This window comes from Streptomyces sp. CNZ287, assembly GCF_007827615.1.
Map to the genome: position 1 here is coordinate 1 of NZ_VISV01000033.1, position 14954 is coordinate 14954.

The 14954-nt window shown below is 74.4% G+C and carries 11 protein-coding genes; 1 reads left to right on the forward strand and 10 read right to left on the reverse strand.

Going from position 1 to position 14954, the window contains the following annotated elements:
- Nucleotides 1–236: 236 nt before the first annotated feature.
- From FB457_RS34260 to FB457_RS34295, 8 genes are all read right to left on the reverse strand, one after another.
- On the reverse strand, nucleotides 237–854 hold the full coding sequence (locus tag FB457_RS34260) for a hypothetical protein (protein ID WP_047019960.1): 618 nt from the start codon (nucleotides 852–854) through the stop codon (nucleotides 237–239).
- A gap of 85 nt (nucleotides 855–939) precedes the next feature.
- The gene (gene ahcY / locus FB457_RS34265; protein WP_047016060.1) at nucleotides 940–2403 is read right to left on the reverse strand and encodes an adenosylhomocysteinase; all 1464 of its coding nucleotides are present in this window, start codon (nucleotides 2401–2403) and stop codon (nucleotides 940–942) included.
- Nucleotides 2404–2743: 340 nt separating this feature from the next.
- Complete coding sequence (locus tag FB457_RS34270) at nucleotides 2744–3667, reverse strand: cation diffusion facilitator family transporter (RefSeq protein ID WP_047019961.1); 924 nt, start codon at nucleotides 3665–3667, stop codon at nucleotides 2744–2746.
- A 160-nt stretch (nucleotides 3668–3827) separates the two neighbouring features.
- Complete coding sequence (gene manA / locus FB457_RS34275; protein ID WP_047016061.1) at nucleotides 3828–5021, reverse strand: mannose-6-phosphate isomerase, class I; 1194 nt, start codon at nucleotides 5019–5021, stop codon at nucleotides 3828–3830.
- Nucleotides 5022–5040: 19 nt separating this feature from the next.
- Entirely contained in the window at nucleotides 5041–6162 is a 1122-nt protein-coding gene (locus FB457_RS34280) for an SIS domain-containing protein (RefSeq protein ID WP_047016062.1), read from the reverse strand.
- A gap of 8 nt (nucleotides 6163–6170) precedes the next feature.
- Nucleotides 6171–6380, reverse strand: a complete 210-nt coding sequence (locus FB457_RS34285; protein ID WP_047016063.1) for a Trm112 family protein — start codon at nucleotides 6378–6380, stop codon at nucleotides 6171–6173.
- 229 nt (nucleotides 6381–6609) lie between these two features.
- The gene (locus tag FB457_RS34290) at nucleotides 6610–7968 is read right to left on the reverse strand and encodes a phosphomannomutase/phosphoglucomutase (RefSeq protein ID WP_047016064.1); all 1359 of its coding nucleotides are present in this window, start codon (nucleotides 7966–7968) and stop codon (nucleotides 6610–6612) included.
- Between the two features lie 131 nt (nucleotides 7969–8099).
- Nucleotides 8100–8549, reverse strand: coding sequence for a DUF3499 domain-containing protein (locus FB457_RS34295; RefSeq protein WP_078898245.1), 450 nt, complete (start codon nucleotides 8547–8549; stop codon nucleotides 8100–8102).
- Between the two features lie 352 nt (nucleotides 8550–8901).
- Here FB457_RS34295 and FB457_RS34300 point away from each other — a divergent pair, with 352 nt between their 5' ends.
- Nucleotides 8902–9282, forward strand: a complete 381-nt coding sequence (locus tag FB457_RS34300) for a metallopeptidase family protein (protein WP_047016066.1) — start codon at nucleotides 8902–8904, stop codon at nucleotides 9280–9282.
- 15 nt (nucleotides 9283–9297) lie between these two features.
- Here FB457_RS34300 and FB457_RS34305 read toward each other — a convergent pair whose 3' ends face one another.
- Nucleotides 9298–10842 (reverse strand): DUF5719 family protein, encoded by a 1545-nt coding sequence (locus tag FB457_RS34305; RefSeq protein WP_047016067.1) that lies wholly within the window; start codon nucleotides 10840–10842, stop codon nucleotides 9298–9300.
- Nucleotides 10839–14648 (reverse strand): glycosyltransferase family 2 protein, encoded by a 3810-nt coding sequence (locus FB457_RS34310; RefSeq protein ID WP_047016068.1) that lies wholly within the window; start codon nucleotides 14646–14648, stop codon nucleotides 10839–10841. Before FB457_RS34310 ends, FB457_RS34305 begins: the two co-directional genes overlap by 4 nt.
- Nucleotides 14649–14954: the final 306 nt, after the last annotated feature.

Consider the following 14954-nt stretch of genomic DNA (forward strand, 5'->3'; position numbering starts at 1 on the left):
GCATCGATTACTTGGCACACTGTTGAGTTCTCAAAGAACGGACACTACCTTCAAAACCCTTCCGGGCCTCTCCGGGCGTTTCCCTTCGGTGTTCCGAACCTTACCAGACCTTTTCCGGTGCGAATTCCCGCTCCGGGCCTGCTAGTTCAGAGAGTGCTCTGTCGCGGAGTCGTCGTGCCCTCCTGCTCGAGCGACGTGAACAGTACCAGGTCAACCGCGGGCGATGCGAATCGCCCTCAGGTGTCGAGGGAGTTGGGCGGGGTGTCCAGTTCTTCGAGTTCGACACCGGGGGCTGCCAGGACCACGTCGCCGGCGATGTGGACCTCGCCCTGTTCGCCCGTCTCCAGATCGCTGACCTGGTAGTTCACCACCCGGAGCGGACCCGTGTCGGTACCGTGGGTGTCCTCCCCCGTCCTTCTCCACGCCTGGTCCAGCGTGCGCGGGGCGAGGACCGGGCGGGTCAGGGCGACGAGGCGGAGTCGTTGGGGGGCGTCGGTGGAAGGCGGCCCGAGGAGGCGGGTGGTGGCGATGAGGAAGGCCGGGGAGGTGCCGGTGAACCCCTGGGCGCGGGCGTTGCCCTCGCGGGCCTGTTCTCCCGTCGGGTCCGAGCGGACCCAGGTGATGCCGTCGAGTGCCGCGCCGCGGACCTGCCAGCCGGCGGCGTGGAGTTCGAGGCGGACGGGGCGGCCTCGGTGGTCGATGGTGAGGTCGACCGAGCCGGTGGCCGTGCCGTCGGGGGCGGTGGTCCTGGCGGTGTAGCGCCAGCCGGAGGCGCCGGGGGCGCACTGGAAGTGTTCGTCGCCCAGCGGTGTGCCGTCGTACGGGTCGTGGAGGGAATAGCGTCCGCGCGGCATGTCCGGCACCCTACGCGGGCCGACTCTCCCCCGGCGCGCGGCCGCCCGCCCGGGTGTTCCCGGGCGGGCGGCGGTGGTGCCGTGCTCAGTACCGGTAGTGGTCCGGCTTGTACGGGCCCTCGACCTGCACGCCGATGTACGACGCCTGCTCCGGCCGGAGTTCGGTGAGCCGGACGCCGAGGGCGTCGAGGTGGAGGCGGGCGACCTTCTCGTCGAGGTGCTTGGGCAGCACGTAGACGCCGGTCGGGTACTCGGAGGTCTTCGTGAAGAGCTCGATCTGGGCGATCGTCTGGTTCGCGAAGGAGTTGGACATGACGAACGACGGGTGGCCGGTCGCGTTGCCGAGGTTCAGCAGGCGGCCCTCGGACAGGACGATGAGCACCCTGCCGTCGGGGAAGGTCCAGGTGTGCACCTGCGGCTTGACCTCGTCCTTGACGATGCCGGGCAGCTTGGCGAGGCCGGCCATGTCGATCTCGTTGTCGAAGTGGCCGATGTTGCCGACGATCGCCTGGTGCTTCATGCGCTGCATGTGCTCGGCGAGGATGATGTCCTTGTTGCCCGTGGCGGTGACGAAGATGTCGGCGGTCTCGACGACGTCCTCCAGCCGCGCCACCTGGTAGCCGTCCATGGCCGCCTGGAGGGCGCAGATCGGGTCGATCTCGGTGATGATCACCCGGGCGCCCTGGCCGCGCAGGGACTCGGCGCAGCCCTTGCCGACGTCGCCGTAGCCGCAGATGACCGCGGTCTTGCCGCCGATGAGGACGTCGGTGGCGCGGTTGATGCCGTCGACGAGGGAGTGGCGGCAGCCGTACTTGTTGTCGAACTTCGACTTGGTCACCGAGTCGTTGACGTTGATGGCCGGGAAGAGCAGCGTCCCCGCCTGGTGCATCTCGTAGAGCCGGTGGACGCCGGTGGTGGTCTCCTCGGTGACGCCGCGGATCTCGGAGGCGAGCTGCGTCCACTTCTGCGGGGTCTCGGCGACGGTGCGGGTGAGGAGCTGGAGGATGACGCGCTCCTCGTCGCTCTCGGCGGTGTCGGGCGAGGGGACCTTGCCGTCCTTCTCGAACTCGACGCCCTTGTGGACGAGGAGCGTGGCGTCGCCGCCGTCGTCGAGGATCATGTTCGGGCCGCCGGTGTCGGTGCCGGGCCAGGTCAGCGCCTGCTCCGTGCACCACCAGTACTCCTCCAGCGTCTCGCCCTTCCAGGCGAAGACGGGGACGCCGCGGGGGTCGTCCGGGGTGCCGTCGGGGCCGACGGCGACGGCCGCGGCGGCGTGGTCCTGGGTGGAGAAGATGTTGCACGAGGCCCAGCGGACCTCGGCGCCGAGGGCGGTCAGCGTCTCGATGAGGACCGCGGTCTGCACGGTCATGTGGAGCGAGCCGGTGACCCGCGCGCCGGCGAGCGGCCGGGCCTCGGCGTACTCCTTGCGGATGGCCATGAGGCCGGGCATCTCGTGCTCGGCGAGCTGGATCTCCTTGCGGCCGAAGGCGGCCAGGGACAGGTCGGCGACCTTGAAGTCCGGGCTCGTGGCGGTGGTGGTGGAAGTCACGTCGCAACTCCTTGAGGGTGATCGGATTCCCTGAGCGCAGACGGGACGTGCGCGCGGCGCGCAGGCGCACGCACGCGTACGGACACACCGGTCCCTCTGCGGCTCAGTCCGCCGGAGGCCCTCTCTCCCCCTCGGCCGGCCCGCTGGCGGGCCACCCGATCGCCATCAGCAGCGACGTCTGGCTCTGCACCCCGAATCTACCGCAGGCCGCCCCCGCCGCGTGGGCATGTGGACAACGGGAACTGGCCATCCCGCGGACCGGACAGCCGGTGAGACGGCCGGCCAGGGCGGGGGCGCGGGCGGTCGGCCGGCGGTCCGTGCGCGCCGGCCCTGGTCTCCGCTACGTGTCCGTCTGTGCGCGGGCGATGTCCGGCTCCAGGTAGATCATCCTCGCCACCGGCACCGCCTCCCGTACCCGCGATTCCGCCGCGTCGATGGCGCGCGCCACCTCGCCCGCGGTGTCGTCGTGCTGCACCGCGATCTTCGCGGCGACCAGCAGCTCGTCCGGGCCGAGGTAGAGGGTCTTGAGGTGGATGACCTGGGTGACGGCATCGCCGTCGACGAGCGCGGTGCTGATGGCCTCGACGTCTGCCTCGCTGGCGCCCTCGCCGAGGAGGAGGCTCTTGGTCTCGACGGCGAGTATGACGGCGATGATCAGCAGCAGGACGCCGATGGACACCGTGCCGATCCCGTCCCAGACGCCGTCGCCGGTGGCGAGGGCGACGCCGACGCCGAGGAGCGCCAGGATCAGGCCGACGAGCGCGCCGAGGTCCTCCAGGAGCACCACGGGCAGTTCGGGGGCCTTGGCGCGGCGGATGAACTGCCACCAGCCCTGGCTGCCCCGTACCTCGTTGGACTCCTTGATGGCGGTGCGGAAGGAGATGGTCTCCGCGATGATCGCGAAGACGAGGACGCCCACCGGCCAGTACCAGTGGTCGATCTCGTGCGGGTCCTCGATCTTGTGATAGCCCTCGTAGATCGCGAAGAGGCCGCCGACCGTGAAGAGGACGATGGAGACGAGGAACGCGTAGACGTATCTCTCGCGGCCGTAGCCGAAGGGGTGTTCCTTCGTGGCGGCGCGCTTGGCGCGCTTGCCGCCGAGGAGGAGCAGCGCCTGGTTGCCGGAGTCGGCCAGGGAGTGCACGGCCTCGGCGAGCATGGAGGACGAGCCGCTGAAGGCCCATGCCACGAACTTCGCGACCGCGATCGACAAGTTGGCGCCGAGCGCCGCGAGGATCGCCTTCGTACCGCCGCCTGCAGCCATGTGCCGCCGGTTCCCTTCCATCTGCCTCCGCGGGGCGCGGCGGGAGGCCGCGCCCTTCACGGCGGCACATTCTGTCAGCATCGCGGCCGGTGGGCGCAAGCCCTGCCGGCCGCGGCCGTGGACGACCCGCGGCGGGGCGCGGAGATCCGGTGGGTGGCGGTCAGTTGGTTGTGGTGGCGCGGAAGAGCATGCCGGAGCCGGTGGCGTGCAGCGTGCCGTCGGCGGCCGGGACGAAGGCCGACTCGCCGCGGTGCAGGGCCAGGTGCTCGCCTGCGGCGTTGGTCAGCTCCGCGCTGCCGTCGGTGCACAGCAGGATCTGCGGGCCCGCGCCCTCCGTCCCGTCGATGGTGACGGGGCCGTCGTCGAGGTCGTGGCGGTGGAGGCGGAAGTCGTCGACAGGGACGGCGTAGCGGCCGTCGGGGCCCGCCCGCAGTACCTCGGGGGCGCCGGGGGTGAACGAGACGATCTTCAGCAGCTCGGGCACGTCCACGTGCTTGGGCGTGAGGCCGCAGCGGAGCACGTTGTCGGAGTTGGCCATGATCTCGACGCCGACGCCGTCGAGGTAGGCGTGCGGGACGCCGGCACCGAGGAAGAGCGCCTCGCCTGGCTGCAGACTGATGACGTTGAGCAGGTAGGCGGCGATGACGCCGGGGTCGCCGGGCCAGGAGCGTGCCAGGGCGCCGTAGGCGGCGTAGTCGGCGGCGTACGGGCTGCCGGTGGTGCCCAGCTTCTCCGCGGCCCGGCCCGCGGCCTCGACCGTGGCCGCCAGCTCGTCGCGGTCCGCGCGCAGAATCCCGGCGAACACCTCGCGCAGCGCGTCCTCCTCCGGCTGTGCGCGCAGGGCGTCGGCGTACGGCTTGAGGCCGTCGACGCCGAGGCCGTCGAGCAGGTCGGCGGCGTCCGCGGGCGGGCGGAAGCCGCACAGGCCCTCGAAGAGGGTGAGGGCGCAGATCAGCTCGGGCTTGTGGTTGGCGTCCTTGTAGTTGCGCTCGGGGGCGTCGGCGGGGACGCCGCGCTCCTCCTCGTCGAGGTAGCCGACGCGGGCCTGGGCGAGGTCGGGGTGGACCTGGAGGGAGAGCGGGGCGGCGGCGGCGAGCACCTTGAGGAGGAACGGCAGCCGGGGCCCGAAGCGCGCCACCGTCGCCGCGCCCAGCTCGCCCTCGGGGTCGCCGTCGATCACCTGGTCCAGGGGGACGGGCCCGGCGCCGCGGTCGAGGCGGGAGGGGGCGCCGGGGTGGGCGCCCATCCACAGCTCGGCCTGCGGCTCGTCGGTCGGGTCGGTGCCGAGCAGCTCGGGGATGGCGGTGGTGGAGCCCCAGGCGTACGGGCGGACGGTGTTGTTCAGGCGATCCATACGGCCATCTTGGTACGGGTCAGGCGGAACCTGCAGCCAGGGCGAGGTAAACGGCGGTGAAATCGGCGGTGGCGATCAGCTCGCCCGCGGCCTCCAGGGGATCTCCGTCGGACGGTTCCAGCTCGCTGACGGGGGTGCCCTGGGCGGAGGCCAGCTCGCGGACCGCGGGGGCGGCCTCCCGGGGGGTGCGGGCGGTGTCGGCGGACTCGTCGTGCAGCAGGACGATGCGGGCGCGGAGCGCGGCGGGCTCCTCGACGCGGTCGCGGAAGATGTCGTCGGGGTCGGCGCCGGAGGTGAAGGCCCCGGACAGCAGCATGCCGTGGGCGGCGAGCGCGTCGGGCAGCGTCGCGGGCAGCGCGGGGCGGCCGGCGACGGCGGCCAGCTGGCGGGCGAAGTAGCGCGCGGCGACGCCCGCGACGGGGCCCTCGCTCCACAGCAGCGGCAGCGACTCGGCCAGCTCGGCGGCGAGCGTCTTGGCGGGGTTCGCGTACGTCTCGATGGCGGGACCGCAGCGCTCGGCGACGATGTCGAGGCGGTCGGCGACCCGGGAGAGGGCTTCGTCGGGGGCGTCGATCAGGTCGATGCGGTCGGCGAGCGCGAGCAGCGGGGTGAGCAGCGGCCACAGGCCGCCGGTCTCGATCTGCTCGCCGGGGGCGCTCAGCAGGGGCATCGCGAGGCCGCGGGAGGTCGCTATCTCGGTGACCGCGGAGGTGCGCGGGGCGACGGCGGCGACGGTGCAGCCGCGCCGGTACGCCTGCTCGACGAGCGCGGTGAGGCCCGGCTCGCGGCCGTAGTCGGTGGCGATGAGCAGCAGGTCGTACGGGCCGGCCCAGCCGGGCAGCGTCCAGTTCAGGGCGCTGGGCTCGGGGCGGGCGCCGGTGGGGCGCAGGGCGGCGACAGGGCTGGCGCCCGCGGTCAGCGCGCGCAGCAGGTCGGCGGTGGTGTTCGCGACGGGGCCCGGGGCGGCGACGAGCACGGCGCGGGGACGGCCGTCGGGCCGCACCCGGGCGAGGTCGGACTCGGCCGCCTGGCGGGCGGCGATGCGCGTCTGGGCACCGGCCTGGGCGACGCTGCGCAGCAGGCCGCGGGCGTCGGCGCGGGCGAGTGCCCCGGGGTCGTCGAGCAGCGACTCGTCGAGCATGGCGGGGCCTAGGCGGGGCGGCGGGCTTCGTCCACGAGCAGGACGGGGATGTCGTCGCGTACGGGATAGACGAGGCCGCAGGTGTCGGAGGTGCACTGCAGCTCGGGCTCGCCGGGGGCGTCGGAGGCGCCGGCGGCCGCGCCGTCCTTGCTCTCGCGCAGCGGGGCGTGGCACGCCGGGCAGGCGAGGATCTCCAGGAGGCTGGCGTCGACCGGCATGTGCGTCCCCTTCGGCTGGCTGCTGCGGTGCTGTGCTCGGTGGTGCGTACGAGCGGCAGGCGGCCAGCCTACCGCCGGGGGGACGGGCCCGCCTGCGCGCGGGCGGGCCCTGTGGACGGGCGCGGGGCGGCCGTCCGCGCGGGCGGCGGTGAGGGCCGTACGGGCGGGGTAAGGGCCGTACGCCTGGGGCGCCGCCCCTTACCGGCCCGCCCGCCCCGCACCCGCCGCCTCAGCCCCGTACCAGCGCCAGCGCCTCGTCCCGTACCCGCGCCATCGTCTCCGCGTCACCCGCCTCCACGTTGAGCCGCAGCAGCGGCTCGGTGTTGGACGCCCGCAGGTTGAACCACCAGCCGTCGCCGGTGGCCGTCAGCCCGTCCAGCTCGTCGATCGTGACGCCCTCGCGCCCCGCGTACGCGGCCCTGACCGCCGCGAGCCGGGCGTCCTGGTCGTCGACGGTGCTGTTGATCTCGCCGGAGGCCGCGTACCGGTCGTAGGCGGCGACGAGCTGCGACAGCGGGCCGTCCTGGCCGCCGAGGGCGGCGAGGACGTGGAGCGCGGCGAGCATGCCGGTGTCGGCGTTCCAGAAGTCGCGGAAGTAGTAGTGCGCGGAGTGCTCGCCGCCGAAGATGGCGCCGGTCTTGGCCATCTCCTCCTTGATGAAGGAGTGGCCGACGCGGGTGCGCACGGGGGTGCCGCCGTGCTCCTTGACGACCTCGGGCACGGACCAGGAGGTGATCAGGTTGTGGATGATCGTGCCGCCGCCGTTGCGCTCCAGCTCGCGCGCGGCGACCAGCGCGGTGATCGCGGACGGCGCGACCGGGTCGCCCTTCTCGTCGACGACGAAGCAGCGGTCGGCGTCGCCGTCGAAGGCGAGGCCGGCGTCGGCGCCGGTCCTGCGGACCTCGGCCTGGAGGTCGACGATGTTCTTCGGATCGAGCGGGTTGGCCTCGTGGTTGGGGAAGGTGCCGTCGAGCTCGAAGTACAGGGGGACGACGTCGACGGGCAGCGGGTCGAAGACGCTGGGTACGGTGTGGCCCGCCATGCCGTTGCCGGCGTCGACGACGACCTTCAGCGGCCGGATGGCGCCGAGGTCGACCAGGGAGCGCAGGTGTGCGGCGTAGTCGGCGAGGAGGTCGGTCTGCGTGACACTGCCGGGCTTCGCGACCGGGGCGGGCGCCCCTTCCGCCTGCCACCGCTCGACCGTGGCGCGGATCTCGGCGAGCCCGGTGTCCTGGCCGACGGGGGCGGCGCCGGCGCGGCACATCTTGATGCCGTTGTACCGCGCGGGGTTGTGGCTCGCGGTGAACATGGCGCCGGGCAGGCCGAGATGGCCGCTGGCGAAGTAGAGCTGGTCGGTGGAGCACAGGCCGATGAGGACGGCGTCCGCGCCGCGGCCGACGGCGCCGCGCGCGAAGGCGGCGGCCAGCGCGGGCGACGAGGGGCGCATGTCATGGCCGACGACGATCTTGCCGGCGCCGGTGGTCTCGGTGAAGGCGGCGCCGAAGAGCTCGACGAGCGGCTCGTCGAGCTGCTCGGGGAAGACGCCGCGCACGTCGTACGCCTTCACGATCGCCGAGAGATCGGTCACGGTTTACCGCCCTTCGCACGCTGCTGAGGCTTGCACAGTACGCGATGGGGCGGACACACGCCGTCCGGGGCCGGGCAGGCGGGGGACCGTACGGGAACGGCCCGGCGGGCTGCCGGCGAGGCGGGCGGCGGTCAGCCCTCGGGCGAGCGGAGCACCCGCAGGTGGGCGCGGCGCGCGACCTCCATGGGGTCGGCGTCCCGGCCGCCGGGGGCCACGGCGCGCTGGGCGGCCATCCCGTCCCCGTCCGCCGCCGCGCGGGGCGGGCGGGCCGCTTCGCGCACGGCGTTGGCCAGGGCCTCCAGGTCGTCGCTGCTGGGCCGCGCGGGTCCCGAGGGGACCGCGAGCCGGACGACCTCCCAGCCGCGCGGGGCCGTGAGCCGCTCGGAGTGCTCCGTGCACAGGTCGTAGCAGTGGGGCTCGGCGTACGTCGCGAGGGGGCCGAGGACGGCGGTGGAGTCGGCGTAGACGTAGGTGAGCGTCGCGACGGCGGCTCGGCCGCATGCGGTGCGCGAACAGCGACGTACAGGGCTCACGACGTTGGACGGTACCGCACTCCTGAGCGGGCCGCGACGACTCACCATCGCGTCACCCACCCGTGTCGCCTGCCGTCCGGCGCGAAGCCGGGCGCGTGTGGCCGAGTTGACCTGCGACGTCGGTCACATCGCGGGTGGCTGCGACGTTGCAAGTGATCAGCCCTGGCTGCAAATCATGTCAATCCAACCGGTTTCGGCGGACTCCGGCCCGTTCATCTGCGGGCCGATTCCTGTGCCGACCGTTCACTTCGCGACATTCCCGGGGTTGCCCCGGGATGGTCTGCGGCGGGCCCGGCGCGGGCTACGCTCATCGGTGATGGAGCACACAGAACGACCGGCGCCGCCCCCAGGGCCCCCGCCGCGCCCGCGCGGCCGCACCCGCGACCGCCACGGCCGCGGCATGCGGGGCCCCGTGGCGCCGCCGCAGGTGCCGCTGGCGGTGAGCCGCTCGGACGCCTTCGTCGACCTGGTGCACGAGTCCGCCACCCGGCTGGAACGCCGCTGGCCGCAGCTCGCCGGCGTCGAGTTCGCCGTCCTCGACGTCCCCGGCGACGGCAGCGGCCCGGCCGGCTGGGAGGACGACGGCGGGGTGCCGCTCGGCCGGCTCGTCACCGGCGGCGGTGGCCCGGACCGCATCGTCGTCTACCGCCGCCCCGTCGAGATCCGTACGAAGAACCGCGACGAGCGCGCGCTGCTGGTCCACGAGGTGATCGTCGAGCAGGTCGCGGAACTCCTCGGCGTCGCCCCGGAGTCGGTCGATCCGCACTACGGCCAGGACTGACGGCGGCACCGTGCGTCAGTCCGTGAGGACGCCCAGGTCCTGCTCGGCGTCCGGGACTTCGACCATCCCCTTGTCGTCGGGGAGGGTCTGGATCGTGAACATCGGGATGCCGCTCTCCTTCGTCTCCAGCGTCCGCGAGGCGTAGAGCTCGCCGCCCGAGACACGCTCGACGGTGAGCGCGAAGGTGCCCTTCGTGCCGGACGTCTTGGGCGGCTCGACGGTCAGCGTGGTGCGGGGCTTGACCGTGTACGTCTCCTCCGCCGGTTCACCGCCCTCGCTCCCCGGCGACGCGGTGACCTTGACCTCGACGGCCTTGTCCGGCGCGGTGAGCGACAGGCTCGCGGCCTTCGGCCAGTTCCCCGAGGCGGTGGTGCGCTCCTCGACCGGCGTGGCGGAGGGGATGAACGCCATCTCCTGCTCGGTGTTCTTGCCGCGGGTCACCCGCAGGGCGGCGACGATGGGTGTCCTGCTGCCGTCCTCCGGCTCCAGGATCAGCGAACCCACCTCGCCCTTGGTGAGGTTCTGCATGTCGATCGCCGTCGTCATGCCGCTCTTGGCGTGCACCGACTCGTACCCGGCGGGGGTGATCGAGCCGTTGGGTCCGGCGAGCTTCACGGCGAGGTCGGCGTCGTCCTCGCCCGGGACGTAGACGACGAGGCGCACGGAGGTGGCGTCGCCGGGGATGCCGGGGAGGACCGCGCCGGGCGCGGGTTCGGAGACGGGCTGGAGCCAGTCCCCGCCGACCTGCTCGTCGGCGGCGTGCACGGCGGCGCCGACGCGGCCGGAGCGCACGGCGACGTGCACCGCGACATTGATCGACGGCTCCTCGGCGACCGTGGAGAGCAGCACCGAGACGCTGGAGCGGGCGGGGACCTGGATGCCGTTGCCCGCCTCGCTCTCGACCGGGCCGTCCTTGTCGAACACCTGGAGGTCGACGACGGCGGCCTCGTCGTCGGGGTTGGTGAGCTGGACGTAGTCGCGGCGCTCGTCGATCGTGCTGGCGCCGGCGAACCAGAACTCGCTGTCCGGGGCCGTGCAGCGCGCGCCGGACAGGCCGCGGCCGTCACCCGCGGTGACGAGGGTCGTCTGCTGCACGCTCCAGCCGGGGGCGAAGTCGCCGTGGGCGGTGCCGACGAGCGCGGGGGCCTCGGCCTCGTCGGTGGTGGCCTCGGCGGGGGTGCCGGCGCGCTTCAGGGGGGCGACGGGGTCGGGGGCGTCGTCCTTCTTCTGTCCGTCGCCCTTGCTCTCGTCGCCCTTGCCGTCGTCGTCCTTCTTCTCTTGTTGCTCCGCGGCTTCGGACTCCGTTGTGGCGGGAAGCAGTTCGGCGCTTCCTTCGTCGCCCTCGCCGCCGGGCACGAAGGAGGTGTACGTCGTCTCGCCGACCTCCGTGTCACCCGGCTGCGGGCACAGCAGGGTGGAGCGCTCGACAGCGATGCGCTCCGCGGCGGGGGCGGCCTTGCCGGCGTCGTCCTCGTCGCCGGGGACGGTGAGAGTGGCGATTCCCGCGGTGACGGCGAGCGCGGCCGCCGCGGCGATCAGGGTGAGGGGGCCGGTCTTCACGCGTTGTCACTCCCGTCCCGCTCGGCGCCCGCGCCGTAGTTCCTCTGGTCGTAGTACGGGCCGGAGTACTGCCCCGCGCCGTACGGATCCTGCTCGCCGTCGCCGTAGCCCTGGCCGCCCTGCTGGGGCACCGCGGGGGCGCCGGGCCGCTGTTCGCTTTCGTACGCGCCGGCGTCGTACTGCGGCTCGTAGGGCGCCTCGTACGACGTCCCGCCGTACTGCCCGCCGTAGCCGGTGCCGTCCCACTCGTAGCCCTGCGGCGGGGCCGCGTACGGGTCGGCGACCGAGGTGTCCCCGTAGCCCTGCTCCGCCTGCCCGGCGCCGGGCACCGGCGCCGCGGCCCAGGCCGGCTGCTCGTCGGGCGCACCGGGCACGGCAGGGGAACCGGGCGGAGCCGGCGGCATCGGCGGCGCCTCGGGCGCGCCCCCGGGCGCCCCGGCGCCCTCGGCCTCCGCCGCGGCGGCCTGCGCCCGCAGCCGCCGTGCGCGCCGCCCGTCGCCCTCCAGCGCCTGCGCCGGGATCGCCGGGGTGCCCGCCTCCGGCAGGTCGTCGTCCACGTCGCGCCGCCGCCCGGGCAGCGCCAGCACCAGCACGACGAGCAGCGCCGCGCCGCGCGCCCAGGTCCACGCCGTGTGCGTCACGGCGGTGTCGTACGTGACGTCCAGCCGCCCGCCGCCCGCGGGCAGTTCGAAACCCTGCGCCCAGCCGTCGACCGTCGTGGCCTCCAGCGGCTCGCCGTCCAGGGTCGCCCGCCATCCGGCGCTCGCCGCGTCCGCGAGGCGCAGCACGCGGCCCTCGGGGCCGTCCTCGATGTCCGTGTGCACTTCGACGGGCCCGGCGGGCACGGGCACGGGCTCGGCGGCCCCCTGGCCCTCGCCGTCGCCCGCGACGACGGTCGCGCGCGAGACCCGCGCGTCGACGCGCCAGAGCGCGCCGCCGTCCTGCTGGCTGAGCCGGGTCAGCCCGGGGGTGGCGTCGAGTACGCGGCCGAAGGTGCGGGGGGCGTCGTTGCGTACGAGGACGTAGCGCACGGCGTACGCGCCCAGTTCGGCCGACTGGTCGGCGCCGGAGCCGGCCACGAGCCCGGAGACGGTGCCGGAGAGCCGGGAGTTGCCGCCGCCGGCCGCGGCCAGCTCGGCGTCGCCGAGGCGGGCGCCCGCGCCCCGTACGAGCATGTACTCGACCTGGGCGGCCGAACCGCCGACGACCAGCGTGCGCGGCTGGTCCGACGTGCGGCTCTCCTCCGCGACGAACGCCGGCACCTGGTCGGCGCCGCCGCGCTCCAGCGGCCCGTCGGCCCCGCGCCACATCCAGCCGACGGCCAGCACCAGCGGCCCCACGGCGCAGGCGACGGCGACGAGCACCGCGGCCGGCTGCCGCCAGCCGAAGGACTGCTCGGCGACGCGGTGGCGGGCGCCGTCGGCGCCGATGACGGCGGCGGCCAGCAGCGCGAGCCCGTAGACGAGCGTCTGCGGCCCGGTCCAGCCGTCGCCCGCGCCGGCCGCGGCGAGCAGCCCGGCGACGGCGGCGACGGCCCATGCGGCGCCCACCGGCAGCCGCCGGTCGGAGCGGAACAGTGCGGCCAGCGCGGCGAGCACGATGCCGGCGAGCAGCACGCTGCCGCCCGCGTTGGGACCGCCGGGCGAGGCGAGCAGCAGGCCGAGCGGGGACACGTCGTCGGTGGTGGTGTCCAGTCCGGCCTCGGTGAAGAAGCGGGACGGTTCGGTCAGCAGATCGAGCGACCAGGGCGCCAGCAGCACCACGGGGGTCACCAGGACGGCCAGTTGCCGCAGGCCGGGCCCGACGGGGCTCCGGCCGCGCACGACGGCCCAGGCGGCCGGCGCGGCGGCCAGGAGGGCGGCCAGCGGCCAGACGACGGGGGTGAAGGCGGTGGTGACGGTGAGCAGCAGCGCGTACGCCCAGGCGCCGCGCCAGCTCGCCCGGCCGCGCAGCCCGCTCGCGGCGACGGCCGCGCGGGCGAGGAGCGGCAGCAGCACGGCGAGCACCGCGGTGCCGATGCGGCCGGCGGCGAGCGCGCCGGTGGCGGCGGGCAGGAAGGCGTACGCGACGCTCCCCCAGGCGCGCAGCAGCCGGGAGCTGACGAGCGGACGGGAGGCGAAGTACGCGGTGAAGCCTGCCAGCGGCACGGAGCAGACGAGCAGCAGGGTCAGCGCGGCGTTGGTGCTGCCGAACAGGACGGTGCCGAGACCGGCGAGGAACGCCAGGTAGGGCGGTGCGTCCTGGGTGCCGCCGGTGCCGACGGGGTGCCAGGAGTCCGCGTACGACGACCAGAGGTCGCCGGCGTCGGCAGGGGCGGGCAGGAGCGCGCCGCCGATGAGGGTGCCGCCGCCGATCAGCTCGCGGCAGGCGATGAGGGCGACGAGCAGCAGAACGGCGAAGAGCACCGGGCCCGGCTTGCGGGCCACCCGCTTCAGCCGGGCGAACTGTTCGACTTCGAGAAAGTCGGCATCGTCGTCGCCCGGGCCGGTCTCGACGGCGCCGCCGTGCCGGCCGCCGCCGGACAGCTCGGGTTCGGAGCGGCCGCTGAAGTTGCTGAGCACCTGCTCGACGGTGACGCGTACGGTCGCGCCGCGGCCCGGGAAGAGGGGCTTGAGGTCGCCGGGCGGCACGGCGGGCTTGCCGCGCCTGCGCCGGGCGGCGGCGATGCGGTGCGGGCGCAGCAGCACGGCGCCGAGCCCCGCCACTTCGTCGAGCGCCTGCCGCGGGACCTTGCCGACGAGATACGCCAGCGTGCGCAGCAGGGTGCCGAGGACGAGCCGGAAGGCGATGTACGGCAGGGCCGCGGCGCTGGAGTTGACGAGGAGGGTGTAGGCGGCGCCGGCCTTGTCGACGCGGTGCGGGCTCGCCCCCTTTGCCGTCTGCCCCGATCTGCCCATGCAGTCGATGGAGCGCCGCTCGCGGGCGGCGGCCTCGGCGTGCCGCATGACGGCGTCGGGCTGGACGACGACCCGGTGGCCGGCCTTGTGGGCGCGCCAGCACAGGTCGACGTCGTCGCGCATGAGGGGCAGCCGGGCGTCGAAGCCGCCGAGTTGGTCGAAGACGTCGCGGCGGATGAGCATGCCGGCGGTGGAGACGGAGAGCACGTCACGGACGCCGTCGTGCTGGCCCTGGTCCTGCTCGCGGCGGTCGATGCCGGTCCAGCGGCGGCCGCTGTGGGCGATGGAGACGCCGGCCTCCAGCAACTGCCTGCGGTCGTACCAGCTCCGCAGCTTGGGGCCGATGATCGCGGCGGAGGGCATGTCGTCGGCGAGGCGGAGCATGGCGGCGAGCGCGTCGGGCTCGGCGGCGCAGTCGTCGTGCAGCAGCCAGAGCCACTGGACGGGCTCGCCGTGCGGGAACTCCGGCATGTCGTACGCGTCGTCGCGCCAACTGCGGCTGACGGGGTCCCAGCCGCTGGGGCGGCGCAGGTACGGAAGTTGGTCGGGGGTGAGCACGCCCGCGGTGCGTGCGGCCTCGGCGGCGGCGGTGCCGAAGCCGGTGCGGCGCGCGAGGTGGAGCACGCGCTCGGCGCCGAGGGCTTCGGTGAGGATGCGGGCGGAGCCGTCGGCGCTGCCGGTGTCGGCGGCGATGACGCTCTGCACGGGGCGCTCCTGCGCCGTGAGCGCGGCGAGCGCGTCGGGCAGCCACCGCTCGCCGTCGTGCGAGACGAGCACGGCGGTGACGACGTGCCGGGGGAAGGCGGGGGTGCCGCCGCCGGGGGCGGCCGCGGTCGTCCCGGGCCGGCCTGCCGCGTCGGCTGCGGCCGGGTAGCCGGCCGCGAAGTCAGCGTTGCTGTGCTCGGACATCGAGGTGCGGACCCCTGGTGGAGTCCGGGTCACCTCCCGGGAATGTGGCGGCTGTCGTGGACGGTGCCCCACACTAGAGGGTCCCTCCGTCACAGGGCGACTTGGCGGACGATCCCCGGGCCGCCGCGGGGTTCCGCCGAGGTCACGTACGCCGTACGGGGGCCGGGCGCACGCCCGCGCGAATCCCGTGGCGCCGTGCTCGCCGCCTCCGGGCCCGCCCGGCGGCGCGGTCGCGCCGCCGGTGACAGTGCCCGCTACGGCACGGCTACGGCACCGGCCGCACCGGCTGGGGCTGTCTTCACTCTC